The organism is Pseudomonas sp. R37(2017), from assembly GCF_002113375.1.
Classification (GTDB): domain Bacteria; phylum Pseudomonadota; class Gammaproteobacteria; order Pseudomonadales; family Pseudomonadaceae; genus Aquipseudomonas.
The window spans coordinates 95546-118395 of the sequence record NZ_NEHO01000010.1; the positions used below are offsets into that span (position 1 = coordinate 95546).

A 22850-nucleotide genomic window follows, 5' to 3' on the forward strand; every position below is an offset into this window, starting at 1 on the left:
ACTACCTGACAGAGGAAGACTTATGTTCGGTTTAGAGGCACTTGATCTCGCCCGAATTCAGTTCGCGTTCACCATCTCGTTCCACATCCTGTTTCCGGCCATCACCATCGGCCTGGCGAGCTACCTGGCGGTACTCGAAGGCCTGTGGCTCAAAACCCACAACGACACCTACCGCGACCTCTACCATTTCTGGTCGAAGATCTTTGCCGTCAACTTCGGCATGGGGGTGGTTTCCGGCCTGGTAATGGCCTATCAGTTCGGCACCAACTGGAGCCGCTTTTCGGACTTCGCCGGCTCGGTAACCGGGCCATTGCTGACTTATGAAGTGCTCACGGCATTCTTCCTCGAAGCCGGGTTCCTGGGCGTCATGCTGTTTGGCTGGAACAAGGTCGGGCGTGGCCTGCACTTCTTTGCCACGGTGATGGTCGCTATCGGTACGCTGATTTCAACGTTCTGGATTCTTGCTTCGAACAGCTGGATGCAGACCCCGCAGGGTTTCGAAATCGTCAACGGCCAGGTCATTCCTACGGATTGGCTGGCGATCATATTCAACCCGTCGTTCCCCTATCGCCTGATGCACATGGCCACGGCGGCGTTCGTTGCCACGGCCTTCTTTGTCGGTTCTTCCGCGGCCTGGCATTTGCTGCGCGGCAAGGACAACCCGGCGATTCGCAAAATGCTCTCGATGGCCATGTGGATGGCTTTGATCGTCGCGCCGATCCAGGCCGTCATTGGTGATTTCCACGGTCTGAACACGCTCGAGCACCAGCCGGCGAAAATCGCCGCGATCGAGGGCCACTGGGAAAACAAAGGGAACGAGGCGACGCCGTTGATCCTGTTCGGCTGGCCGGACATGAAAGAGGAGAAAACCAGATTCGCCGTCGAGATCCCGCACCTGGGCAGCCTGATTCTCACGCACTCCCTGGATAAACAGGTGCCCGCGCTCAAGGAGTTCCCGCCTGAAGACCGGCCGAATTCGACCATTGTGTTCTGGTCGTTCCGGATCATGGTGGGCCTGGGCTTGCTGATGATCTTCACCGGATTGTGGAGCCTGTGGCTGCGCAAGCGCGACACCCTCTACACCTCGCGGCCGTTCCTGTATCTGGCGTTGTGGATGGGGCCGTCCGGCCTGATCGCGATCCTCGCCGGCTGGTTCACCACGGAAATCGGCCGTCAGCCGTGGGTGGTCTACGGCCTGATGCGCACGGCAGATGCGTCATCCAACCATAGCGTCATGCAGATGAGCATCACCCTGATCCTGTTTGTCGTGGTCTATTTCGCGCTGTTTGGCGCCGGTCTTGGCTACATGATGCGCCTGGTGCGCAAGGGGCCGAAGATCGACGAAGGCAAGGAAACCAACGACGGTGGCCCCGGCCAGAAACGCACGCCAGCCCGTCCGCTGTCCGCCGCCGACGACGATCACGCCGATGCCGGCCACAGCCTGACCAAGGAGATTTGAATCATGGGTATTGATCTTCCGCTGATCTGGGCCGTGATCATCATCTTCGGCATCATGATGTACGTGGTCATGGACGGATTCGATCTGGGCATCGGCATTCTCTTCCCGTTCATTCCGGGCAAGACCGATCGCGATGTGATGATGAACACCGTCGCCCCGGTCTGGGACGGCAACGAGACCTGGCTGGTACTGGGGGGCGCAGCGTTGTTCGGCGCGTTTCCGCTGGCCTATTCGGTAGTGCTCTCGGCGTTGTACCTGCCGCTGATCCTGATGTTGATCGGGTTGATCTTCCGCGGCGTGGCCTTCGAGTTCCGCTTCAAGGCCAGGGACGACAAGCGTCACCTGTGGGACAAGGCGTTCATCGGTGGTTCGGTGACTGCGACGTTTTTCCAAGGGGTTGCGCTCGGCGCGTTCATCGATGGGCTGCCGGTGGTCAATCGGCAGTTCGCCGGTGGCTCACTGGACTGGCTGACACCTTTCACGATGTTCTGTGGTGCGGCGCTGGTGGTGGCGTATGCGTTGCTCGGCTGCACCTGGCTGATCATGAAGACCGAAGGCAAGTTGCAACAACAGATGCATGATCTGGCGCGGCCACTGGCCTTCGTGCTGCTGGCGGTGATCGGCATCGTCAGCATCTGGACCCCGCTGGCCCACGCAGAAATCGCCGCGCGCTGGTTCACCATGCCGAATCTGTTCTGGTTCATGCCGGTGCCGATCCTGGTGCTGGTGACGATGTACGGCCTGATTCGCGCTGTGGCCCGCAATGCGCATTACACGCCGTTCCTGCTGACCCTGGTGCTGATCTTCCTTGGCTACAGCGGTCTGGGCATCAGCCTGTGGCCGAACATCATCCCGCCGTCGATCTCGATCTGGGATGCCGCCGCGCCGCCGCAAAGCCAGGGCTTCATGCTGGTGGGCACGCTGTTCATCATCCCGTTCATCCTGGGCTACACCTTCTGGAGCTACTACGTGTTCCGCGGCAAGGTCACCCACGAGGACGGATATCATTAGCCCTGTAGGAGCGAGCTCGCTCCGGGCGGCGTTCCGACGATGGCGTCCACACGGATGCCATCCACCCTGAATGGAGCAATGAGCCATGCCTGGCAAACATTCCCTGCACGACATTGAAGAAGCCGAAAAAAAGCCGCTGTGGCAGCGGCTCGGCTGGTTGGCCCTGATCTGGGTCGGCAGCGTGGGCGCCCTGTTCATCGTCGCCAGCCTGATGCGCCTGTTCATGAACGCGGCCGGCCTGACCACGCACTGACATCTCTCCCGTCGCCTCAAGGCACGGATTTACAACCCTCCTGTCGGAGGGTTTTTTTTGCCTGTTATTTACGCGCCTTGAGGATCACGAATTTCGGATTGGCCGCCACTTGCTCGACGCCACGGAACAATCGCGCCAGCTTGCTGTGGTAACCCAGGTGACGATTGCCGACGATATACAGCGCGCCGCCCACGACCAGCGCTTCGCGCGCCTGCTGGAACATCCGCCAGGCCAGGAAATCGCCCACGACTTGTTGTTGGTGAAACGGAGGGTTGCACAGCACGACGTCAAGCGATTGCGCTGCCTGCCCGGCCAGGCCATCGCCGGCGCGCACGGTCACTTCCCGTCCACCCAACGTCGCGCGCCAGTTTTCGCTGGCCGATTGCACCGCCATGTACGACTCGTCTACAAGCGTGTAGTGGGCCTCGGGGTTTTGCAGGGCGCTGGCGATGGCCAGGACGCCGTTGCCACAACCGAGGTCGGCGACCCGCGCCGCGCCGAGATTTTTCGGCAGGTGTGGCAAAAACGCCCGTGTGCCGATGTCCAGCCCATCGCGGCAAAACACATTGGCGTGGTTGAGCAGTTCGATAGCCGGGTCGTCGAGTCTGTATCGCGTCGGGTAAGGCGATATGGCAGGCGTTTTGTCTTCGGCCGTGGCAATCAACAGCCGCGCCTTCTTCACGGCCAGTGAGGCTTGCACAGGGCCGATGTAACGCTCCAACAGGTCGCCCGCTGCCCGGGGCAGATGTTTGATCATGGCCGCGGCAACCACTTGGGTGCCGGGTGCCAGTTGACCATGCAGGCGGATCAGTTGTTCCTCCAGCAGCGCCAGGGTTTTCGGTACACGGATCAGCACCCGGTCGAACGGCCCGACAAGGGGGGCGCTGGCAGGTACGCTGGGCACCGCATCAAACGCCAGGCCGTTGCGCACCAGGTTCTTTTCCAGGCCCTGCATGGCCAGGAATGAATCACCACTGCTGACCACCCGCACCTTGCCGGCCAGGCTGGTCGCCAACGCGCCGAAACTGTCGTTGAGCACCAATACCCGTGTGTCGGCCGTGGGCTGCTGTTCGGCCAGATGATTGAGCAGGTATTCATCGGCGGCATCGAAAGCTTGCAGCGGTTCGTTCTGCTGTTCGGGCTGGCGGATCAGGTCGAGGCTGGCGAAGGGTGTTTCGAGCAAGGGCATGGGGCGGGGCTCTGGGTAATCAACGGATATCCCGCTGCCCTGAGGCGTTGGAGCGGGCGGAGCCGTCCGAGTGTACTGCGTCGTGAAGGTCTTCACGTCATCACTTCGGAGGGACCGCGAATGGTACGTTTTTTTTGACTGGATTACCCGCAGGTTTTCCCACAGCAGGGCGCTTTCAGATAGCTCCGGACCGGGCCGCGGCGATGACTGCCGCAATCTTGTTGTTGACGCCCAGCTTTTCAATAGCCTTGTGCACGTGAAAGTTGATCGTGCGCTCACTCAAACTGAGGATCCTGGACACTTCAAAGGCCGTTTTGCCATCGGCCGAGAGTTTCAGGACTTCGAGTTCCCGCCGCGACAAGGGGGGCGTCTTGGGACGAACCGGCTTTTTCGGTTGCATCCCTAGCGCCAGAGCGTGCAAATGGCGACTGATGAACACCGAGAAGCCAAGGTTTTCGTACAACTCGTAGGCTGAAATCGGGCAGTGGCTTCTGGCCAGGCTGAGAATGCTGTTAAGACCAGCTTCCTCATCGTGGATCGCCTGTGACCAGCCATGCTGCAAGCCGTGTTGCTGCAGCAACTGCCATAGCCATGGTGCCTTGGAAAAAAGCTCTTCACTCCAGACCACAGGCAACATTGACTGATTGCAGTACGCCACTATCGGATCTACTTCTTGGGCGTTGTTCTTTTCATATTGAATGTTCCATTCAGGCGGGAAATTGTTCAGGCTCACTGGGTTGGCCTCTGCCCCGACCGAGTTGGAAGTAATTGAAAACCCAAAGAATTTATATCCAAGGTTTCTGGCGAAGTTGAGCGCGATTCGATAAGCAGTATTAATCTCTTGTGCATGGGCCAATTGCTTAAGCTGTGATTCCTTCCAGATCTCCATGGTTATTCTCCATCGGCTTGTTCTTGTTCGTGCTTTTGGATCCAGGATCCGGCACGTCACGAAGTGTAGGACAGTTCCTACTGAGTTGGTGCGACAATTTTGCTCTTTTGACTGTTGAAAAAGTGTGCTTCAGGTTCTTAGACATATAGGCGTTATAAAATGCCATGTGTCATTTTACAATTATGATTGTGCGTGGCATTTAGTGATCGACCACTAGTGCATATTAATGCCACTACAAACTGTCTGTGTTTACGCTGCCGACTTTGCGGGACACTGGGGTATCTTTTGATTGGAGCCTTCCATGTCCGTCAGCGAAGAAAAATTTACGCGCCAGACCTTGCTCGAGGTCCATCCGTTGACCCCGAACCTGTTTACCCTGCGCGCCACGCGGGATGCAGGGTTTCGATTTCGGGCGGGGCAGTTTGCCCGGTTGGGCGTCACCAAGGCTGACGGCAGCACGGTATGGCGCGCCTATTCCATGGTGTCTTCGCCCTATGACGAGTTCCTCGAGTTCTTTTCCATTGTCGTACCGGGCGGTGAGTTCACCAGTGAGCTCAGCTGCCTGGGCGTCGGTGATGCATTGCTGGTCGACCGCCAGGCCTTCGGCTACCTGACGCCGGACCGTTTTGTCGATGGACGTGATTTGTGGTTGTTATCCACAGGCACGGGCATCGCGCCGTTCCTGTCGATACTCCAGGACTTCGAAGTCTGGGAGAGATTCGAGCGGATCATCCTGGTCTACAGTGTCCGCGAAGCCCGGGAACTGGCTTATCAGGAGCTGATCGCGGGCCTGGCGCAACTTGAGCATCTGGCGGAGTACGCACACAAACTGCAATTCATCGCCACTGTCACTCGTGAGCAGCATCCCGGTGCATTGAACGGGCGGATCACCACGCTGATTGAAAACGGCGAGCTGGAGCGCGCCGCGGGTGTTGCGCTGACGCCCGAGCATTCACGGGTCATGCTGTGCGGCAATCCGCAGATGATCGATGACACGCGCAAGCTGCTTAAACAGCGGGACATGCACCTTAGCCTCAGCCGGCGACCTGGCCAGGTGGCGGTGGAAAACTTCTGGTAAGAAAAACGGCGCCTCAAAGGCGCCGTTTTTTTTGCTAATGCAGTCAAGGCCGGTTGTTTTGCGCCTTGAGCAAGTCGCGGATCTCGCCCAGCAGCTCTTCTTCTTTGGTTGGAGCCGGCGGCAAGCTGGGGGCCACGGCCTCTTCGCGCTTCAGGCGGTTGATAGCCTTGACGCCCATGAAGATCGCGAAGGCGATGATGACGAAGTCGATGATGGTCTGAATGAATTTGCCATAGGCCAGTACCACCGCTGGAGTGGCACCCTCCGCTGCCTTGAGTGTTATGGCCAGATCGCTGAAGTCCACGCCACCGATCAGCAGCCCGATTGGCGGCATGATCAGGTCTCCGACAAACGACGTCACGATCTTGCCGAAAGCCGCACCGATGATGATGCCGACGGCCATGTCGACCACGTTGCCTTTGACCGCGAAGGCCTTGAACTCGTTTAGCACGCCCATAGGTTATTTCCTTGTTACAGATGAGGTTGATGAAGGCAGTGTAAATCAGCTAATCGCATCCTGCTCGAATCGACGTCCTGCCGTGCTTGCCAGCCATCGACCCTGGTGGCGTCGAAAAACTCACTGATTGAACTCATCCGAGGAGCGGTCAAGTCTTCTGCGGAGTTTGCATGCGACATTTTCTTTCAGTGAAATGGCGTCGTTTGTGTGAGAGAGCCACGTTGAAAGATCATTCATGAATCGGAATGTTAAAAATTGTCGACTTATTAGTGGTCGGGGTTTTCTACGGGAATTAGTTGTTGTTGCAGTGGTGGTTAGATTAACCGTTTAGTTTGTTTTTTTTGTGTCTGGAAAGTTGTGTGTATTCCTGAGTCAATACAGCGTTTGTGTGAGTGTTTTAGAAGTTGTACAGCAATATTGAAATGAATAAAGTTTGTACAGGTTTTCAAGGCTTCTATAGGGCAGCTGCATTTGAATATACCTGTATTTAATAGGGTTATTTGAAGTTGTCAAAGAGGTTGCGAACTATCTGGCCGCACTCGCGCGCCTTGGCTGAGCTATCATCGCATTTTTTTTCCGGGAGTTCCGATGGCCAAGGCCAAGCGCATGTACGGCTGCACCGAGTGCGGCTCAACCTTCCCCAAATGGGCCGGCCAGTGCAGCGAGTGCGGGGCCTGGAACACGCTCACTGAAACCATGGTGGAAAGCGGCGGGGCGGCCGCTCCCAGTGGTCGTACCGGTTGGGCCGGCCAGCAGGCGCAGATCAAGACCCTGGCCGAAGTCAGTGTCGAAGAAGTTCCACGCTTCTCCACCGCTTCCAGCGAGCTCGACCGGGTTCTGGGTGGTGGTCTGGTGGATGGCTCGGTGGTGCTGATCGGTGGCGACCCAGGCATCGGCAAGTCGACCATTCTGTTGCAAACCTTGTGCAACCTCGCCAAGGGCATGCCGGCGCTCTACGTCACCGGTGAAGAGTCCCAGCAGCAAGTGGCCATGCGTGCGCGACGCCTGGGACTGCCCCAGGATCAATTGCGGGTCATGACCGAAACCTGCATCGAAAGCATCATTGCCACGGCCCGCCAGGAAAAACCCAGGGTGATGGTGATCGACTCCATCCAGACGATTTTTACCGAGCAATTGCAATCGGCACCGGGGGGCGTATCCCAGGTGCGTGAAAGCGCGGCGTTGCTGGTGCGTTATGCCAAACAGAGCGGTACGGCGATCTTCCTGGTGGGCCACGTTACCAAGGAAGGCGCGCTGGCCGGCCCACGGGTGCTGGAACACATGGTCGATACGGTGTTGTATTTCGAGGGTGAGTCCGACGGGCGCCTGCGTCTGCTGAGGGCGGTAAAGAACCGCTTCGGTGCCGTCAATGAACTGGGTGTGTTTGGCATGACCGACAAGGGCCTGAAAGAAGTCTCCAATCCCTCGGCGATTTTTCTGACCCGCGCTCAGGAAGAAGTCCCGGGCAGTGTGGTGATGGCTACGTGGGAAGGTACGCGGCCGATGTTGGTGGAGGTGCAGGCGCTGGTGGACGACAGTCATCTGGCCAACCCGCGCCGGGTCACGCTGGGCCTGGATCAAAACCGGCTGGCGATGTTGCTGGCGGTGCTGCACCGTCACGGTGGTATTCCGACCCACGATCAGGACGTGTTTCTCAACGTGGTCGGCGGGGTCAAGGTACTGGAAACGGCGTCCGACCTGGCGTTGATGGCGGCAGTGATGTCCAGCTTGCGCAACCGGCCGTTGCCCCACGATCTGCTGGTGTTCGGTGAAGTCGGGCTTTCCGGTGAGGTGCGTCCGGTGCCGAGCGGTCAGGAGCGTTTGAAGGAAGCTGCCAAGCACGGCTTCAAGCGGGCCATCGTGCCCAAGGGCAATGCGCCGAAAGAGGCGCCGGCAGGGTTGCAGATCATTGCCGTGACTCGGCTGGAACAGGCGCTGGACGCTTTGTTCGAATAGTTGCTGGCGAAATACGGAGCTTGTGGGAGCGAGCCTGCTCGCGAAGACGGCATGACAGACAACATCAATGTTGAATGTGATGTCCTCTTCGCGAGCAGGCTCGCTCCCACACAGGACGGTTGTCAGACCGTCAGATTTCGATCAGCGCACCCAACTCTCGCTCCAGCTCCTGCGGATCAGCCAGGTTGAGCTCGATCAATCGCCGCAGCCGTTCGATAGACTCCAGGCTGATGTGCAGGCAGGTAAAACCGAGCTGGCCATGGTTGTCGTGGGCCAATTGCACATCCATGGTGATATCGGCCTCTTCGCTCAGATGAATGTCGACCAGAAAGTCCTGCCACGGATTGCCCAGCCATGGGACGGGTCGCTCGATCAGTAACCCCTTGAGCGACAGATCGATCAACTTCACTGGCCAGGTGTGCTTACCCTGACTCAGCTCGGTTCGGGCATCGAACGCAATTCGTTTGAAACGGCGACGTTCGGCAGGGTGCTCGCTCATGGCGCGATCCTCGTAGATGTACGCTGACTATAGACTTGCATTCTTCAAGGCTGCCAGCGCAGGCAGCCGTCTAGACCAATGTCGGGGTATGGTCTTTGCCGTCAGGAGCGCTAAACTCGGGGTGGCTGTCTTTCTTGTCCACTCTGGCTGGAATAATAAAATGAAAAATAATAATAGCCCGCTACGCCATTTGCCTTGGCTGCTGCTGGCAATCGCAGGTGCGTGCGCCCTGGGTGTCGTGGCATTGCGCCGAGGCGAGGCAATCAACGCCTTGTGGATTGTGGTCGCTGCCGTGGCCATCTATCTGGTTGCATACCGCTACTACAGTCTGTTCATCGCCAACAATGTCATGCAACTCGATGCGCGACGGGCCACTCCCGCCGTGCTTAACAATGACGGTCTGGACTACGTGCCGACCAACAAACACATTCTCTTCGGGCACCACTTCGCGGCCATCGCCGGCGCGGGGCCGCTGGTCGGTCCGGTGCTGGCGGCGCAAATGGGCTACTTGCCTGGTACGCTGTGGCTGATCGCGGGCGTGGTGCTGGCCGGTGCGGTGCAGGACTTCATGGTCCTGTTCATGTCGACCCGCCGCAACGGCCGCTCCCTGGGCGACATGGTCCGCGAGGAAATGGGCCGCATCCCCGGCACCATCGCGCTGTTCGGTTGCTTCCTGATCATGATCATCATCCTCGCGGTGCTGGCGCTGATCGTGGTCAAGGCCCTGGCCGAAAGCCCGTGGGGTATTTTCACGGTGATGGCGACCATTCCTATCGCGATGTTCATGGGCGTGTACATGCGCTACATCCGTCCGGGCCGCATCGGCGAAATCTCCATCATCGGCGTGCTGTTGCTGCTCGGTTCGATCTGGCTCGGCGGGCAGGTTGCCGCGGATCCGGTGTGGGCCAAGGCGTTCAGCTTCACAGGCGTACAAATCACCTGGATGTTGATCGGTTACGGCTTTGTCGCGGCCGTGTTGCCGGTGTGGCTGATCCTGGCACCCCGTGACTACCTCTCCACCTTCCTGAAAATCGGCACCATCGTGGCCCTGGCCATCGGCATTCTGATCACCATGCCCGAGCTGAAAATGCCGGCACTGACCCAGTTCATCGATGGCACCGGCCCGGTATGGAAGGGCGGTCTGTTCCCGTTCCTGTTCATCACCATCGCCTGTGGCGCGGTCTCGGGTTTCCATGCGCTGATCTCTTCAGGGACCACGCCGAAACTGCTGGATAACGAAACCAACGCCCGCTACATCGGTTACGGCGGCATGTTGATGGAATCCTTCGTGGCGATCATGGCGATGGTCGCCGCCTCGGTGATCGAGCCGGGCGTGTACTTCGCCATGAACAGTCCGGCGGCAGTCGTCGGGGGTGATGTGGTGGCGGTAGCGACGGCGGTCAGCAACTGGGGCTTTGCCATCACTCCGGACGCGTTGCAGGCCGTGGCCCATGACATCGGTGAAACCACCATCCTGGCCCGTGCCGGTGGCGCGCCGACCCTGGCGGTGGGGATCGCGCAGATCCTGCACAGTGTTCTGCCGGGCGAGAACACCATGGCGTTCTGGTACCACTTCGCGATCCTGTTCGAAGCGCTGTTCATCCTGACGGCCGTGGATGCCGGTACCCGTGCCGGTCGCTTCATGCTGCAGGACTTGCTCGGTTCGTTCGTGCCGGCCTTGCGCCGCACCGAATCCTGGACCGCCAACCTGATCGCCACCGCCGGTTGCGTGGCCATGTGGGGTTATCTGCTGTACCAGGGCGTGATCGACCCGCTGGGCGGCATCAACACCTTGTGGCCGCTGTTCGGTATCTCCAACCAGATGCTGGCGGGCATCGCGCTGATGCTCGGCACCGTGGTGCTGATCAAGATGAAACGCCAACGCTACATCTGGGTGACCCTGGTGCCGGCCGTATGGTTGTTGGTCTGCACCACTACGGCAGGCTTCATCAAGCTGTTCGATGCCAACCCGGCGATCGGCTTCCTGTCGCTGGCCAAAAAATACAGCGATGCCCTGGCCAATGGTCAGATCCTCGCCCCGGCCAAGGACATCACCCAGATGCAGCACGTGATCTTCAACGCCTATACCAACGCAACGCTGACCGCGCTGTTCCTGTTCGTGGTGTTCAGCATTCTGTTCTATGCGCTCAAGATCGGTATTTCCGCCTGGGGCAGCAAGGAGCGTACGGATAAGGAATCGCCTTTCCATGCGCTGCCGGAAGCGTGATCGAGGATTTGCACCATGTTCAATGACCTGAGTCGCCTCGGTAAATACCTCGGTCAGGCCGCGCGCCTGATGGTCGGCATGCCCGACTACGACAACTACGTCGAGCATATGCAGACCAAACACCCGGACAAACCGGTGATGAGCTACGAGGCGTTCTTCCGCGAACGCCAGGAAGCCCGTTACGGTGGCAAGGGTGGGCCGAAGTGCTGTTGATCCGGTTATCGGATTGACAGCAAAACCTGTGGGAGCGAGCCTGCTCGCGAAAGCGGTGTATCAGTCAGCATAATTGTTGAAGCTGACGACCCCTTCGCGAGCAGGCTCGCTCCCACATTTGTTTTGTGTTGTTTATCAGTTTTGTGAAACAGGAGATCAATTTTGTCCTCTCCCATCCCGGTCACGATCCTCAGCGGTTTCCTCGGTGCCGGCAAGACCACCCTGTTGCGCCACCTGCTCAAAACCGAGCACGGCCTGAAAATCGCCGTGATCGAGAACGAATTCAGCGATGCCGGCATCGATACCCAGTTGTTGGGCGACGAGCCGGTGCAAGTGATGACGCTGTCAAACGGCTGCGTTTGCTGCACCATTCATACGGACCTGACCAAGGCGCTTTACTTGTTGCTGGAGCGCCTGGACCAGGGCGATATCGCCTTCGACCGTCTGGTGATCGAATGCACCGGCCTGGCCGACCCGGCTCCCGTGGCGCAGACTTTTTTCATCGATGAAGAGTTGCGCGAGCGCTATATCCTGGACGGCATCATTACCCTGGTGGACGCGGCCCATGCCGATCTGCACCTGGCCCAGACCATTGCCCAGGCACAGGTCGGTTTTGCCGACCGCCTGCTGGTGAGCAAGCGCGATCTGGTGGACGAGCCGACCTTCACCGCGTTGAGCGAGCGCCTGACCCGCATCAACCGTCGCGCCCCGATCCGCGTGGTCGACCACGGCAGGATCGACCTGGCCGAATTGCTCGACGTGCGTGGTTTCAATCTCAATGCCGATCTTGGTGGCGGGGTAAGTTTGCGCCCGGTGAGCAAAGCGCCGTCCATCGACCGCATTTCCAGCCTGGTGCTGCGCACTGAAAAACCGCTGGATATCGATAAGCTCAGCGAGTTCATGAACGAACTGCTGGAGGAGCATGGCAGGCAGTTGCTGCGCTACAAAGGCGTGCTCAACATCCTTGGCGAACCGCGGCGCATGGTGTTCCAGGGGGTGCTGAAGCTTTATGGTTTCGACTGGGATACCGAGTGGGCTGAAGACGAAGTGCGCGAGAGCGTGATCGTGTTCATTGCCGATGATTTGCCGGAGGAAAAGATTCGCGAGGGTTTTGCGCGGGTGGCGGCGGATTAAAGTCAGAAGTTGCTGCGAGTTTTAAGCTGCCATCGCGAGCAGGCTCGCCCCACATTTAAAGTGCAGTTACCTGTGGGAACGAGCCTGCCCGCGAAAGCGGATTAACCAGCGGCACAGTTTTGACCCAGTGCCGATGCAGGGCTCAGCAACACATCTTCCAGATAGTCCAGATGTCGGTTGAGCGCGGCCTGGGCCGTCGCGGCGTCTCCTTGCTCCAGCGCATCCAGGATCTCCATGTGCACTTGCTCCACGCAATAATCTTTCTGCTGCAGATCAAACTGCGCAACCGCGAGTGAAGTCAGCGGTACCAGACTCTCAAGAAAATGCGCCAACGGTGCATTCCCCGCCATTTGTGCCAACTGCAAATGAAACTCTCCCGACAAACGAATCGCCCGGCCACGTTCGGTGCATTGGCGCTCGTTTTCGACCAGTGCTCGCAGGCGCTTCAAGTCTTGCACGCAGGGACGCTGACAGGCCAGCCGCACCAGCATGATCTCGGCCAGACGCCGGGCATGCAGGGTCTGTCGGGTCTGCTCGACATTAAGTTCGGCGACGCGGGGCCGATGATTGACGCGTAGGATGATGATCTGTTGATGGGACAGTCGCGTCAGCACATCACGCATGTCATTGCGCCTTGCACCGAACATCTGCGCCAGGCTTTCTTCGGTAAAGCGACTGGCCGAATGGATGCGTTGTTCCAAAATGGCATCCAGGACTCGCGAATACAGATCATCCACCGAAGGACGGACGGGCAGGGTAGCGAGTGTTTGTGGCGAGGCGAAGCTGTTCATGGCCAATCTCCAGTTCGAAGAGGTTTCAACTGCCGAGGTTGTCTTCCGGAATGTTCAGTTCGATGCCCATGCGCTGCCCTTCGCGCAAAATATGCCGACGCATCTCGGCGCTGGCCTGGGCGCTGTTCTTGCTGCGGATCGCCCGCACCACGGCTTCGTTTTCTTCAAGGCGTTCAGCCAGATGCTCCGGGGAGTTGCGCAACACTTCGGTGCTTTGCTTGAGGGCATTGCTGGTTTGCTGGACCACGCTCTGGAAGATCGGGTTCGACGTCAGCGTGAACAGTTCTTCGTGGAACGCGATGTAGGCGCTTGCGCCGGCTTCACTGTCATTGGCCTCCAGGGCTTCGCGCATGTCCATCAGGGTCAGGCGCAGTTGCCCGACTTCCTTGCTGCTGATGGATTGCGCGACCAGGCCAACGATGAACGGCTCGAGGGTGTAGCGCAGTTGCAATACGTCTTCCAGGCTCGCCGCGGCCACAGCGCTTTCATGGGGCTGACTGTCGGCGAGACTGGCGTCGAGCACCACCACGCCTTTGCCCGGCATCGAGCGCACCAGGCCGAGGGTTTCCAACACGATCACTGCCTCACGCAGGCTCGGGCGGCTGATACCCAGTTGTTCGGCCAGTTCACGTTGCCCCGGCAGCATTTCGCCGGAGCGCCACTGACCTCGGGCCAAAGCGGCCCGAAGTTTTTCCACGACTGAGTTGACGACGGTTGAAGTGCTGATCACGGTTTACTCCATGGGTAAAGGCAGGGGAGCCCGCTCTCTGGCGAGCTCCCAGTTGATTCAAAATTCTTGCTGATGCGCCGGCGCGACTGGTTTTCTCGGCTGGAAGCTATAACCCACCTGGCCGGAAAGCACCTTGTTCGCCCGCTGGACATCAATGTCCTTTTCCCAGCGGGCGATGGCCACAGTGGCGACACAATTGCCGATCAGGTTGGTCAGCGCCCGGCCAATGCCCATGAACCAGTCCACGGCCAGTACCAGCACCAGACCTACCACTGGAATCGCCGGGATGGCCGTCAGGGTGGCCGCCAGAATCACCAGCGCCGAGCCCGGAATACCATGCGCACCCTTGGAGGTGATCAGCGACACCAACAGAATCGTCAACAGATCGGTCATGGCCAATGGCGTTCCGGTGGCATTGGCGATGAACACGATGGCCAGGGTCAGGTAGATCGAAAAACCGTCGAGGTTGAACGAGTAACCGGTAGGAATCACCAGCCCGACCGTCGAACTGCCGATGCCCAGATGTTCAAGCTTGCGCATGATTTGAGGCAGCACGGCATCGGACGACGCGGTACCCATGACGATCAGCAATTCCTCGCGCAGATACTTGAGCAACGGCCACATTTTCAAGCCGGACAGGCGCATCACCAAGCCGAGAACAAGGGCCACGAAGGCCACGCAGGTCAGGTAGAACAGGCCGACCAAGCTGCCCAGGTGCTGCAGCGAATCCAGGCCATATTTGCTGGTGGTGAAAGCGATTGCGCCGAACACGCCGATAGGCGCCAGACGCACGATCATGCCCATGATGCGGAAGATCACGTGGCTCAGCTCATTGATCAATCGCGAAATGCCCGACGCTGCTTCGCCCACCAGATTCAGCGCGCTGCCAAACAGCACCGAAAAAAGCAGGACCTGCAGGATGTTGTTGTCGGCAAACGCGCCAATGACCGACGTCGGGATAAGGTCCATCAGGAACTGCGTGGTGGTGTGCATGTGCTGACCGCGCTGGGCAATATCGCCCATGTCGGCGGTAGAGAGCTGGTCCAGATGAATGTTCGCACCGCTGCCGATCCCGGTGCTGAAGGCGAATACCAGACCGATCACCAGCGCAATGGTGGTAAGGATTTCAAAGTAGATCACCGATTTCAGGCCGATGCGCCCGACCTTTTTCAGGTCGCCGGCACCGCTGATGCCGCTGACCACTACGCAAAACACAATCAAGCCAATGAGCATCTTGATCAGCTTGATAAAACCGTCACCGAGCGGTTTGAGCTGAGCGGAGTATTCGGGAAGGGTCAGCCCGCAGACGATGCCGAGCACCAGTCCGAGAACCACTTGGAGGAAGATTGAACGCGAGCACCATCTGAGCATGGGAGGAATCCTGGTCGGTGTCCTGGCTGCCGTATGCGGAGCTTCAGGACTTAATTATTGTGGTCTTACCGGTATGTCCAGTGCAGGTGGAGTCTAGGCGCTGTTTTTGGGTATTCGCAAGTAAAAATTAGAAAATTGGCATGACCGGTCTTACCAGCTGGTAAGAGAGCCCGGTTCAGAGACTTTCCCCCGGCTGAATAAAAAACGGGCAAAAAAAAACCGGCCATCTCTGGCCGGTTTTTTCAGTGCGGTTTAGCGGAGCTTATCAAGCACCGTACACCGGCAGCTTCTTGCAGATGGCCTTGACCTTCTCACGAACGGCATCGATCACCGCTTCGTTGTTCAGGTCAGCCAGGATGTCGCAGATCCAGCCGGCCAGTTCCTTGCACTCTGCTTCCTTGAAGCCGCGAGTGGTCACAGCCGGGGTGCCGAAGCGCAGGCCGGAAGTGACGAACGGGGAGCGTGGGTCGTTTGGTACGGAGTTCTTGTTCACGGTGATGAACGCTTTGCCCAGAGCGGCATCGGCGTCTTTACCGGAGATTTCCTGCTTGATCAGCGACAGCAGGAACAGGTGGTTCTGAGTACCGCCCGACACCACGTCGAAGCCGCGCTCGATGAACACGCCGGCCATGGCCTGGGCGTTTTTCACCACTTGTTGCTGGTAAGCCTTGAACTCAGGCTGCAGTGCTTCCTTGAAGCAGATCGCTTTAGCGGCGATCACGTGCTCCAGCGGGCCGCCCTGGGCGCCAGGGAATACGGCGGAGTTCAGCTTCTTCTCGATGTCGGCGTTGGCGCGAGCCAGGATCAGGCCGCCACGTGGACCGCGCAGGGTCTTGTGGGTGGTGGTGGTCACGACGTCAGCGAATGGAACCGGGTTCGGGTAGACGCCAGCGGCAACCAGGCCGGCCACGTGGGCCATGTCGACGAACAGGTAGGCACCGACTTTGTCAGCGATTTCACGGAAGCGCGGGAAGTCGAGGACCTGCGAGTAGGCAGAGAAACCGGCCACGATCATTTTTGGCTTGTGCTCGACAGCCAGGCGCTCGACTTCGTTGTAGTCGATCAGGCCGTTGGAGTCGATGCCGTACTGGATGGCGTTGTACAGCTTGCCCGAAGACGAAACGCTGGCGCCGTGGGTCAGGTGACCGCCGTGTGCCAGGCTCATGCCCAGGATGGTGTCGCCAGCCGACAGCAGGGCCAGGTAAACGGCGCTGTTGGCTTGCGAACCGGCGTGTGGCTGAACGTTGGCGTAGTCGGCACCGAACAGCTCCTTGGCGCGATCGATAGCCAACTGCTCGACGACGTCTACGTACTCGCAACCACCGTAGTAGCGCTTGCCCGGGTAGCCTTCGGCGTACTTGTTGGTCAGTACCGAGCCTTGAGCTTCCATCACCGCAGGGCTGGTGTAGTTTTCCGAAGCGATCAGCTCAATGTGCTCTTCCTGGCGCTGAGCTTCTTGCTCCATGGCGGCAAAGAGATCGGCGTCGTACTTGGCAATAGTCAAATCACGGCTGAACATGGCGGTCCTCAAGGATCGGGGGGGCGGAAAAGGGGGGCATTCTACCCCAACGGGTTTTGGAAGGCATATGAAACGGCATCATGTCGCAGACAAGTGGGCTTCATGACCGGATATGCGGCGTCTGTGGCGGCCTCTTCGCGAGCAGGCTCGCTCCCACAGGGCTCTCGGTTGTACGCAAAGTGTACAAACACTGCAGATCCACTGTGGGAGCGAGCCTGCTCGCGAAGGCGTCATTGGCTGTACCGAAAATCTCAATCGAACATGAACAACGCATCATTGCTGAATTGCCCTTCGAACCGGCCCGCCGGCATCGGGCGCCCGAACAGGTAGCCCTGCACCTCGTCGCAACCGTGTTCGCGCAGGAAGTCCAGCTGTTCATGGGTCTCCACGCCTTCGGCGATCACCGCCAGGTTCAGGCTGTGGGCCATGGCAATGATCGCCCGGGCAATTTGTGCATCCTGCTCGCCGCTGGGCAGGCCATCGACGAAGGTGCGGTCGATCTTCAGTACGTCGATCGGGAACTGCTTGAGGTAGTTGAGCGATGAATAACCGGTACCGAAGTCGTCGACCGCAATGCTCAGGCCGAGGTTTTTCAGACCGTCGAGGATCTGCATCGCCTCGCTGACTTCGCGCATCAGGATGCTTTCGGTGAGTTCCAGTTCCAGGCACGCCGGCGGCAGGCCGGTTTCCTTGAGGATGGTGGCGATTCGAGTGCCGAGCTGACCATCGGAGAACTGCCGCGCCGAGATGTTCACCGACACCTTCGGTACCCGTACCCTGGCCTGATGCCAGGCCTTGAGTTGACGGCAGGCTTCGCCGATCACCCAGTCACCGACATCCACCACCAACCCGAGCTCCTCGAGCACCGGAATGAAATCTCCTGGCGGCACCAGCCCGCGGCGAGGATGACGCCAGCGCAGCAACGCCTCGGCACCGGTCAGGCGCTTGCCGTCACCGCTGAACTGCGGTTGGTAATACAGCGCGAACTCGTTCTGTTCCAGGGCGTGGCGCAAGTCACTTTCCAGTTCCAGTCGCTCCAGGGCGCTGGCGTTCATGTCCGCCTGATAGAACTGGAAGTTGTTCTTGCCACGCTCCTTGGCGTGGTACATCGCCGTGTCGGCGTTTTTCATCAGTTGGCTGAGTTCATTGCCGTCCTGCGGGCTCAGGGCGATGCCGATACTGGCCGTGACGAAGAACTCGCGGCCCTCGAGCACGAAGGGTTTCACCAGGCTGGCGAGAATCTGTTCGGCCACATGAATGGCCCGGTTCAGGGCGATCTCACGGTTGGCTCGCGGTTGCAGGAGCAGGGTGAATTCGTCGCCGCCCATGCGCGCCACGGTGTCGTCATCGTCGACGCAACCGAGCAGGCGGGTGGCCATTTCCTTGAGCATGCGGTCGCCGGCGGCGTGGCCCAGGGAGTCGTTGATCGGTTTGAAGCGGTCGAGATCGAGGAACATCAGCACCACCCACGACTTCTGCCGTTCGGCCGATTGCAGGGCCGTGTGCAGGCGATCCTGGAACAGCGAACGATTGGGCAGGTGGGTCAGGGCATCGTAGTAGGCGAGGCGGTGAATCCGCTGTTCGCTGGCCTTGCGCTCGCTGATGTCGCTGAAGAAGCACACGTAGCTGGCCAGGTCGCCTTCATCGTCGAGTACGGCGGTGATCCCCACCCAGGCCGGGTAATGCTCGCCATTGCGGCGCTTGAGCCAGACTTCGCCTTCCCAGGTGCTGTGCTGGCCCAATTGCTTGAGCACGTAACGCAGATGGGTTTCCTGCTGTTCGTCGACGGTCAGCATGTTCGGCAACTGGTCGAGCACCTGCTCCACGGCATAACCGCTGACACGGCTGAAGGCTTCGTTGGCCTGGACGATATAGCCGGCCGGGTCGGTGATCAGGATCGCCGAGGTCGAGTGTTCGAATACCGTGGCGGCCATGCGCAAGTCTTTTTCGGCCCGGCGTTGCTGGCTGATGTCGCGACCGACCCCCAGCACGCCTTCGAAAGCGCCGTGTTCGTCCCAGACCAGCACCAGCCGCAATTCGATCGGGATCTTGCGCCCGTCGGCCCGCAGGCAATCGAACAGGAACAGCTGGGTTTGCACCTGGCTGCGTAACAGCGCCAGTTGATCCGGTTTATCCAGCGCTTTGCTGACCCGGTCCATCAGGTGATAGATGCCGGTCAGTTGTTGCGGGTTGGCGATGGTCGATTGCCAGCCGTTCTGGAAAATCCATTCGGTGTCATAGCCCAGCACTGCTTGCACCGAAGGACTGACGTAATTGAGGTTGAGGCGGCTGTCGGTGGAGAAGATCACGTCGCTGATGCTTTCGGCGAGCATCCGATAGCGCTGCTCGCTGTCACGCAGCGATTCGCTGGCTTCGATCTGGTCAGTAATATCCTTGGCCACGCCGATGATCCGCGTGACCTGGTCGTCCTTGTCCCGCGCCAGTGCCTGCTCGCGAATCTCGAAACGTCGCCACTGGCCGTCCCGATGGCGGAAGCGCAACTGGCATTGCATCAACTGGCGATAACCGGCCTGGCGCTGGACCTGGCGGGAGCGATGGTAATAGTCGGCGTCTTCGGGGTGCAGGAGGATTTCCCAGAAGTATTCGCCCATCTGCTGCAGCTCGGTGCGGTTGTAGCCCAGGGTCTGGCCCAGATGGTGGTTGCTGAAGATCATGCGCTGGCTGATCACATCCTGCACATACAGATGATCCGGCACCGTGCGCACCACGTCTGACCAGAACCCTTCGCGCTCCTGCAATGACAGTTCGATGAGCTTGCGGCTGGTGATGTCGGTGATGCTCAGGATTACCGCTTTAAAGTCGTCCTGGGTTTGCGGCAGGCGCAGCACCAGCCACAGATGCTGGTCGCGACCGCTGGCATCCTGCAGTTTGATTTCCAGCTCAAGCTGTTGCTGCCGGTTGAGCACCGCGTCGAGCACCTGATTGCCGATGGCGGCGCCGTCCTGCGGGTTGCCGTCGATCAGCAGTTTCCAGGCCTTGTCGGTGTTATCGACATTAAGCAGCTGCAGTGCAACCTGGTTGACTTCGGTGATCCGCAGTTCCTGCAATAGTTGCCGACGTTGTCCCGCAACCGCCAGCCACGTTTTCAGTTGCTCACTGTCCTGCAATTTCGACTTGTCGAAGAAGTTCTTGAGCCCGGACATGTCGAGGACACACAGGGCCACGCCGGTGCCTTCGAAAATATCCTGGTAACGTCGACGCCCTTCGCTCACCTGACGTTGACGCCTGCGCATGTTCAGCAAGGCGAGAAACGGCAGCATGGAAAACGCCAGGCCCAGCAGGCATTTGCCGATGAACGCCGGCAGCAGTTCTTCCAGTACGCGCTGACGGTCGAACAAACCGCGCATTTGCCAATCGCTACTGCTTAGCGGAACCGTCAGTACGCTGTTGGCGATATCGTCGGCGGTCAGCGTTCCCGGGTTGACCGAGGGCTGCGCTTCGTCGCGGCTGATGATCTGATGATTGATGCGGTTCTCCACCAGCCATAACGGGCGGTCAGCGGCCTCGCTTTGCTTGGTCAGGGACGAAAAGAATGTGGGGGTCAGGCGCAAGGCCCAATAACCTCGGGAGCTGCCGCTGGCCTGATGCAACAACAAATGCACCACGGAGCCGTCGGTGGCGTTGCTGAAGTAGTGCGCCTGGGAGTGGCTGCGGCGTACCAGTTCGCCCAGGTAGTCGCTGTCAGCGCTGTCGGGAGCGCTGTCGCTGATGACTCTTCCCGACGGGCTGAGCAAAGCCAGGCTGCGCAGATCAGGCAGCGACTGTTGCAGCTTGCGCAGCAGCGCCTGCAGTTCGTCGGCGTCCTGCGGTTGCTCGACGATCGGCAACAGATTGAGGGCTATCTGCGCGTTGAGCGCCATGTTCAGGCTGACCTGCGCGGCCAGGTCGGCGGTGTAGTCGATGGTGTACTGACGCTGGTTTTTCTGGGTTTCGCGCAACTGATCGAGCAACTGCCAGAACAGCAGGGCCAGCAGCAATAACACAAGTGTCGCCAATGTGCCCTTCAAGGTCCCGCGCAGGGGCGAGCCGGGCGTAGTGGCCGGCGCGCTGGAAGTCAGAAGCGGAGGAACATTGGACAAGCTGTAATCCTGCGGTTTGGCTGGACTGGCGCGACGTGCACTATAAGCCGGACGCCCGAAGGGCGGCTAGCATGCCTTGAGTTGTGGCGAAGTGCCAGCCCCAGCCCGTCGGCTGGACTGCCATCTGTCATTAAGGTAGCTTTGTCGGTTATGCGGGAGCGTTCCAGCTCCCAGGGCTTTTTCAGCGTCCATGTATTGAAATGCTCTCAATCGGGTGACGCGCACAGCCTGGCCAGGCATCGCCTGTGCCCTAATCATTCATCTGTCACTGACCCTAGGTTCTCCATGGCTCAATACGTATTCACCATGCATCGGCTGGGCAAAGTTGTTCCGCCGAAGCGGGAAATCCTGAAAAACATTTCTCTGTCCTTCTTCCCTGGCGCCAAGATCGGCGTGCTCGGCCTCAACGGTTCGGGTAAGTCCACGCTGCTGAAAATCATGGCTGGCGTCGACACCGAGTTCGAGGGCGAAGCCCGCCCGATGCCGGAGCTGAACATCGGCTACCTGCCGCAGGAACCACAATTGGATCCGGCCAAGACCGTGCGTGAAGTGGTCGAGGAAGCGGTGAGCGTGATCAAGGACGCTCAAGCGCGTCTGGATGAGGTCTACGCGGCCTACGCCGATCCGGATGCCGACTTCGACAAGCTGGCCGCCGAACAGGCCAAGCTCGAAGCCATCCTGCAAGCCAGCGACGGCCATAACCTGGAGCGTCAGCTGGAAGTCGCCGCCGATGCGCTGCGCCTGCCGGCCTGGGATGCCAGGGTCGAACACCTCTCCGGTGGTGAAAAGCGTCGTGTGGCCTTGTGCCGCCTGCTGCTGTCCGCACCGGACATGCTGCTGCTCGACGAACCGACCAACCACCTGGATGCCGACTCCGTTGCGTGGCTCGAGCACTTCCTGCACGACTTCCCGGGCACCGTGGTCGCGATCACGCACGACCGTTACTTCCTGGACAACGTTGCCGGCTGGATTCTGGAACTCGACCGCGGCGCCGGCATTCCCTACGAGGGCAACTACTCGGGTTGGCTGGAGGCCAAGTCCGAGCGTCTGGCTGCCGAATCCAAGCAGCAGTCGGCCCACGAAAAGGCCATGAAGGAAGAGTTGGAATGGGTGCGCAAAGGCGCCAAGGCCCGCCAGTCGAAATCCAAGGCTCGTCTGCAACGTTTCGAAGAAATGCAATCGCAGGAATTCCAGAAGCGCAGCGAAACCAACGAGATCTATATCCCGGCCGGTCCGCGCCTGGGCGACAAGGTCATCGAATTCAAGAACGTCACCAAGGGCTATGGCGATCGCGTGCTGATCGACAACCTGTCGTTCTCCATGCCTAAAGGTGCCATTGTCGGCGTGATCGGCGGTAACGGTGCCGGTAAGTCGACCCTGTTCCGCATGCTGATGGGCAAGGAAACGCCGGATTCGGGCAGCATCGAAGTCGGTGAAACCGTGCAGCTTGCTTGCGTCGACCAGAGCCGCGAAGACCTGGACGGCAGCAAGACCGTGTTCCAGCAGATCTCCGACGGTTCCGACCAGATCCGCATCGGCAGCTACGAGATCCCGTCGCGTACCTACGTCGGTCGCTTCAACTTCAAGGGCGGCGATCAGCAGAAGTTCGTCAAGGACCTGTCCGGTGGTGAGCGCGGTCGCTTGCACCTGGCCCTGACCCTGAAAGAGGGCGGCAACGTCCTGCTGCTCGACGAACCGTCCAACGACCTCGACGTCGAAACCCTGCGTTCCCTGGAGGAAGCCCTGCTGGACTTCCCGGGCGCCGCCATTGTGATCTCTCACGATCGGTGGTTCCTTGACCGCGTCGCGACTCACATCCTGGCGTACGAAGACGACTCGCAAGCGGTGTTCTTCGAAGGCAACTACACCGAGTACGAAGCCGACCGCAAAAAGCGTCTCGGCGAAGCGGCTGCCCAGCCGCACCGTGTACGGCACAAGAAACTGGCCTGATTTCGGGTTGGTTGCATAAAGAAC

Annotated in this window: 18 protein-coding genes; 9 read left to right on the forward strand and 9 right to left on the reverse strand. The window is 59.3% G+C overall.

The features are described from left to right. Window positions 1-22 precede the first annotated feature (22 nt). The 3 genes from CAG47_RS17460 to CAG47_RS17470 all read left to right on the forward strand — a co-directional run bounded on the left by CAG47_RS17460 (window position 23) and on the right by CAG47_RS17470 (window position 2723). The gene (locus CAG47_RS17460) at window positions 23-1459 is read left to right on the forward strand and encodes a cytochrome ubiquinol oxidase subunit I (RefSeq protein WP_085726097.1); all 1437 of its coding nucleotides are present in this window, start codon (window positions 23-25) and stop codon (window positions 1457-1459) included. A gap of 3 nt (window positions 1460-1462) precedes the next feature. After that, window positions 1463-2470, forward strand: coding sequence for a cytochrome d ubiquinol oxidase subunit II (gene cydB / locus CAG47_RS17465; protein WP_085726098.1), 1008 nt, complete (start codon window positions 1463-1465; stop codon window positions 2468-2470). Between the two features lie 85 nt (window positions 2471-2555). Further along, complete coding sequence (locus CAG47_RS17470) at window positions 2556-2723, forward strand: DUF2474 domain-containing protein (protein ID WP_085726099.1); 168 nt, start codon at window positions 2556-2558, stop codon at window positions 2721-2723. 64 nt (window positions 2724-2787) lie between these two features. Here CAG47_RS17470 and CAG47_RS17475 read toward each other — a convergent pair whose 3' ends face one another. Beyond that, the gene (locus tag CAG47_RS17475) at window positions 2788-3912 is read right to left on the reverse strand and encodes a class I SAM-dependent methyltransferase (protein ID WP_085726100.1); all 1125 of its coding nucleotides are present in this window, start codon (window positions 3910-3912) and stop codon (window positions 2788-2790) included. A 175-nt stretch (window positions 3913-4087) separates the two neighbouring features. After that, window positions 4088-4801: an autoinducer binding domain-containing protein gene (locus CAG47_RS17480; protein WP_085726101.1), complete on the reverse strand. Its 714-nt coding sequence runs from the start codon at window positions 4799-4801 to the stop codon at window positions 4088-4090. 301 nt (window positions 4802-5102) lie between these two features. On the opposite strand from CAG47_RS17480, the gene CAG47_RS17485 reads away from it, so the two are divergent. Continuing rightward, complete coding sequence (locus CAG47_RS17485; protein WP_085726102.1) at window positions 5103-5879, forward strand: ferredoxin--NADP reductase; 777 nt, start codon at window positions 5103-5105, stop codon at window positions 5877-5879. A 43-nt stretch (window positions 5880-5922) separates the two neighbouring features. On the opposite strand, the gene mscL is transcribed toward CAG47_RS17485, so the two are convergent. Beyond that, a complete protein-coding gene (gene mscL / locus CAG47_RS17490) occupies window positions 5923-6336 on the reverse strand; it encodes a large-conductance mechanosensitive channel protein MscL (protein WP_085726103.1) in 414 nt (137 codons plus the stop codon). A 588-nt stretch (window positions 6337-6924) separates the two neighbouring features. On the opposite strand from mscL, the gene radA reads away from it, so the two are divergent. Further along, window positions 6925-8292 (forward strand): DNA repair protein RadA, encoded by a 1368-nt coding sequence (gene radA / locus CAG47_RS17495; RefSeq protein WP_085726104.1) that lies wholly within the window; start codon window positions 6925-6927, stop codon window positions 8290-8292. A 130-nt stretch (window positions 8293-8422) separates the two neighbouring features. Here radA and CAG47_RS17500 read toward each other — a convergent pair whose 3' ends face one another. After that, window positions 8423-8791, reverse strand: coding sequence for a PilZ domain-containing protein (locus CAG47_RS17500; protein ID WP_085726105.1), 369 nt, complete (start codon window positions 8789-8791; stop codon window positions 8423-8425). Window positions 8792-8951: 160 nt separating this feature from the next. Between CAG47_RS17500 and CAG47_RS17505 the strand changes: the two genes are divergently transcribed. From CAG47_RS17505 to yjiA, 3 genes are all read left to right on the forward strand, one after another. Next, window positions 8952-11018 (forward strand): carbon starvation CstA family protein, encoded by a 2067-nt coding sequence (locus CAG47_RS17505; RefSeq protein WP_085726106.1) that lies wholly within the window; start codon window positions 8952-8954, stop codon window positions 11016-11018. A 15-nt stretch (window positions 11019-11033) separates the two neighbouring features. Further along, entirely contained in the window at window positions 11034-11231 is a 198-nt protein-coding gene (locus CAG47_RS17510) for a YbdD/YjiX family protein (protein WP_007937254.1), read from the forward strand. Window positions 11232-11393: 162 nt separating this feature from the next. Continuing rightward, complete coding sequence (gene yjiA, locus CAG47_RS17515) at window positions 11394-12365, forward strand: GTPase (protein ID WP_085726107.1); 972 nt, start codon at window positions 11394-11396, stop codon at window positions 12363-12365. Between the two features lie 101 nt (window positions 12366-12466). Here the strand turns inward: yjiA and CAG47_RS17520 are convergent, their stop codons facing one another. The 5 genes from CAG47_RS17520 to CAG47_RS17540 all read right to left on the reverse strand — a co-directional run bounded on the left by CAG47_RS17520 (window position 12467) and on the right by CAG47_RS17540 (window position 20876). Continuing rightward, entirely contained in the window at window positions 12467-13156 is a 690-nt protein-coding gene (locus CAG47_RS17520; protein ID WP_085726108.1) for a GntR family transcriptional regulator, read from the reverse strand. Window positions 13157-13181: 25 nt separating this feature from the next. Beyond that, a complete protein-coding gene (locus CAG47_RS17525) occupies window positions 13182-13886 on the reverse strand; it encodes a FadR/GntR family transcriptional regulator (protein WP_085726109.1) in 705 nt (234 codons plus the stop codon). A 57-nt stretch (window positions 13887-13943) separates the two neighbouring features. Beyond that, on the reverse strand, window positions 13944-15257 hold the full coding sequence (locus CAG47_RS17530; RefSeq protein WP_085726110.1) for a C4-dicarboxylate transporter DctA: 1314 nt from the start codon (window positions 15255-15257) through the stop codon (window positions 13944-13946). 265 nt (window positions 15258-15522) lie between these two features. Beyond that, window positions 15523-16776: a serine hydroxymethyltransferase gene (gene glyA, locus CAG47_RS17535; protein ID WP_085726111.1), complete on the reverse strand. Its 1254-nt coding sequence runs from the start codon at window positions 16774-16776 to the stop codon at window positions 15523-15525. A gap of 251 nt (window positions 16777-17027) precedes the next feature. Beyond that, complete coding sequence (locus CAG47_RS17540) at window positions 17028-20876, reverse strand: EAL domain-containing protein (protein ID WP_085726112.1); 3849 nt, start codon at window positions 20874-20876, stop codon at window positions 17028-17030. Between the two features lie 285 nt (window positions 20877-21161). Between CAG47_RS17540 and ettA the strand changes: the two genes are divergently transcribed. Beyond that, window positions 21162-22826, forward strand: a complete 1665-nt coding sequence (gene ettA, locus CAG47_RS17545) for an energy-dependent translational throttle protein EttA (protein ID WP_085726113.1) — start codon at window positions 21162-21164, stop codon at window positions 22824-22826. Window positions 22827-22850: the final 24 nt, after the last annotated feature.

What these genes read in the sequence shown, in the direction of transcription:
- CAG47_RS17470 (WP_085726099.1), top strand. Translation starts at nt 2,556, where the DNA reads ATGCCTGGCAAACATTCCCTGCACGACATTGAAGAAGCCGAAAAAAAG.
- radA (WP_085726104.1), top strand. Translation starts at nt 6,925, where the DNA reads ATGGCCAAGGCCAAGCGCATGTACGGCTGCACCGAGTGCGGCTCAACC.
- CAG47_RS17500 (WP_085726105.1), bottom strand. Translation starts at nt 8,791, where the DNA reads ATGAGCGAGCACCCTGCCGAACGTCGCCGTTTCAAACGAATTGCGTTC.
- cydB (WP_085726098.1), top strand. Translation starts at nt 1,463, where the DNA reads ATGGGTATTGATCTTCCGCTGATCTGGGCCGTGATCATCATCTTCGGC.
- CAG47_RS17520 (WP_085726108.1), bottom strand. Translation starts at nt 13,156, where the DNA reads ATGAACAGCTTCGCCTCGCCACAAACACTCGCTACCCTGCCCGTCCGT.
- CAG47_RS17530 (WP_085726110.1), bottom strand. Translation starts at nt 15,257, where the DNA reads ATGCTCAGATGGTGCTCGCGTTCAATCTTCCTCCAAGTGGTTCTCGGA.
- ettA (WP_085726113.1), top strand. Translation starts at nt 21,162, where the DNA reads ATGGCTCAATACGTATTCACCATGCATCGGCTGGGCAAAGTTGTTCCG.
- CAG47_RS17485 (WP_085726102.1), top strand. Translation starts at nt 5,103, where the DNA reads ATGTCCGTCAGCGAAGAAAAATTTACGCGCCAGACCTTGCTCGAGGTC.
- CAG47_RS17505 (WP_085726106.1), top strand. Translation starts at nt 8,952, where the DNA reads ATGAAAAATAATAATAGCCCGCTACGCCATTTGCCTTGGCTGCTGCTG.
- CAG47_RS17480 (WP_085726101.1), bottom strand. Translation starts at nt 4,801, where the DNA reads ATGGAGATCTGGAAGGAATCACAGCTTAAGCAATTGGCCCATGCACAA.
- glyA (WP_085726111.1), bottom strand. Translation starts at nt 16,776, where the DNA reads ATGTTCAGCCGTGATTTGACTATTGCCAAGTACGACGCCGATCTCTTT.
- CAG47_RS17460 (WP_085726097.1), top strand. Translation starts at nt 23, where the DNA reads ATGTTCGGTTTAGAGGCACTTGATCTCGCCCGAATTCAGTTCGCGTTC.
- CAG47_RS17475 (WP_085726100.1), bottom strand. Translation starts at nt 3,912, where the DNA reads ATGCCCTTGCTCGAAACACCCTTCGCCAGCCTCGACCTGATCCGCCAG.
- mscL (WP_085726103.1), bottom strand. Translation starts at nt 6,336, where the DNA reads ATGGGCGTGCTAAACGAGTTCAAGGCCTTCGCGGTCAAAGGCAACGTG.
- CAG47_RS17510 (WP_007937254.1), top strand. Translation starts at nt 11,034, where the DNA reads ATGTTCAATGACCTGAGTCGCCTCGGTAAATACCTCGGTCAGGCCGCG.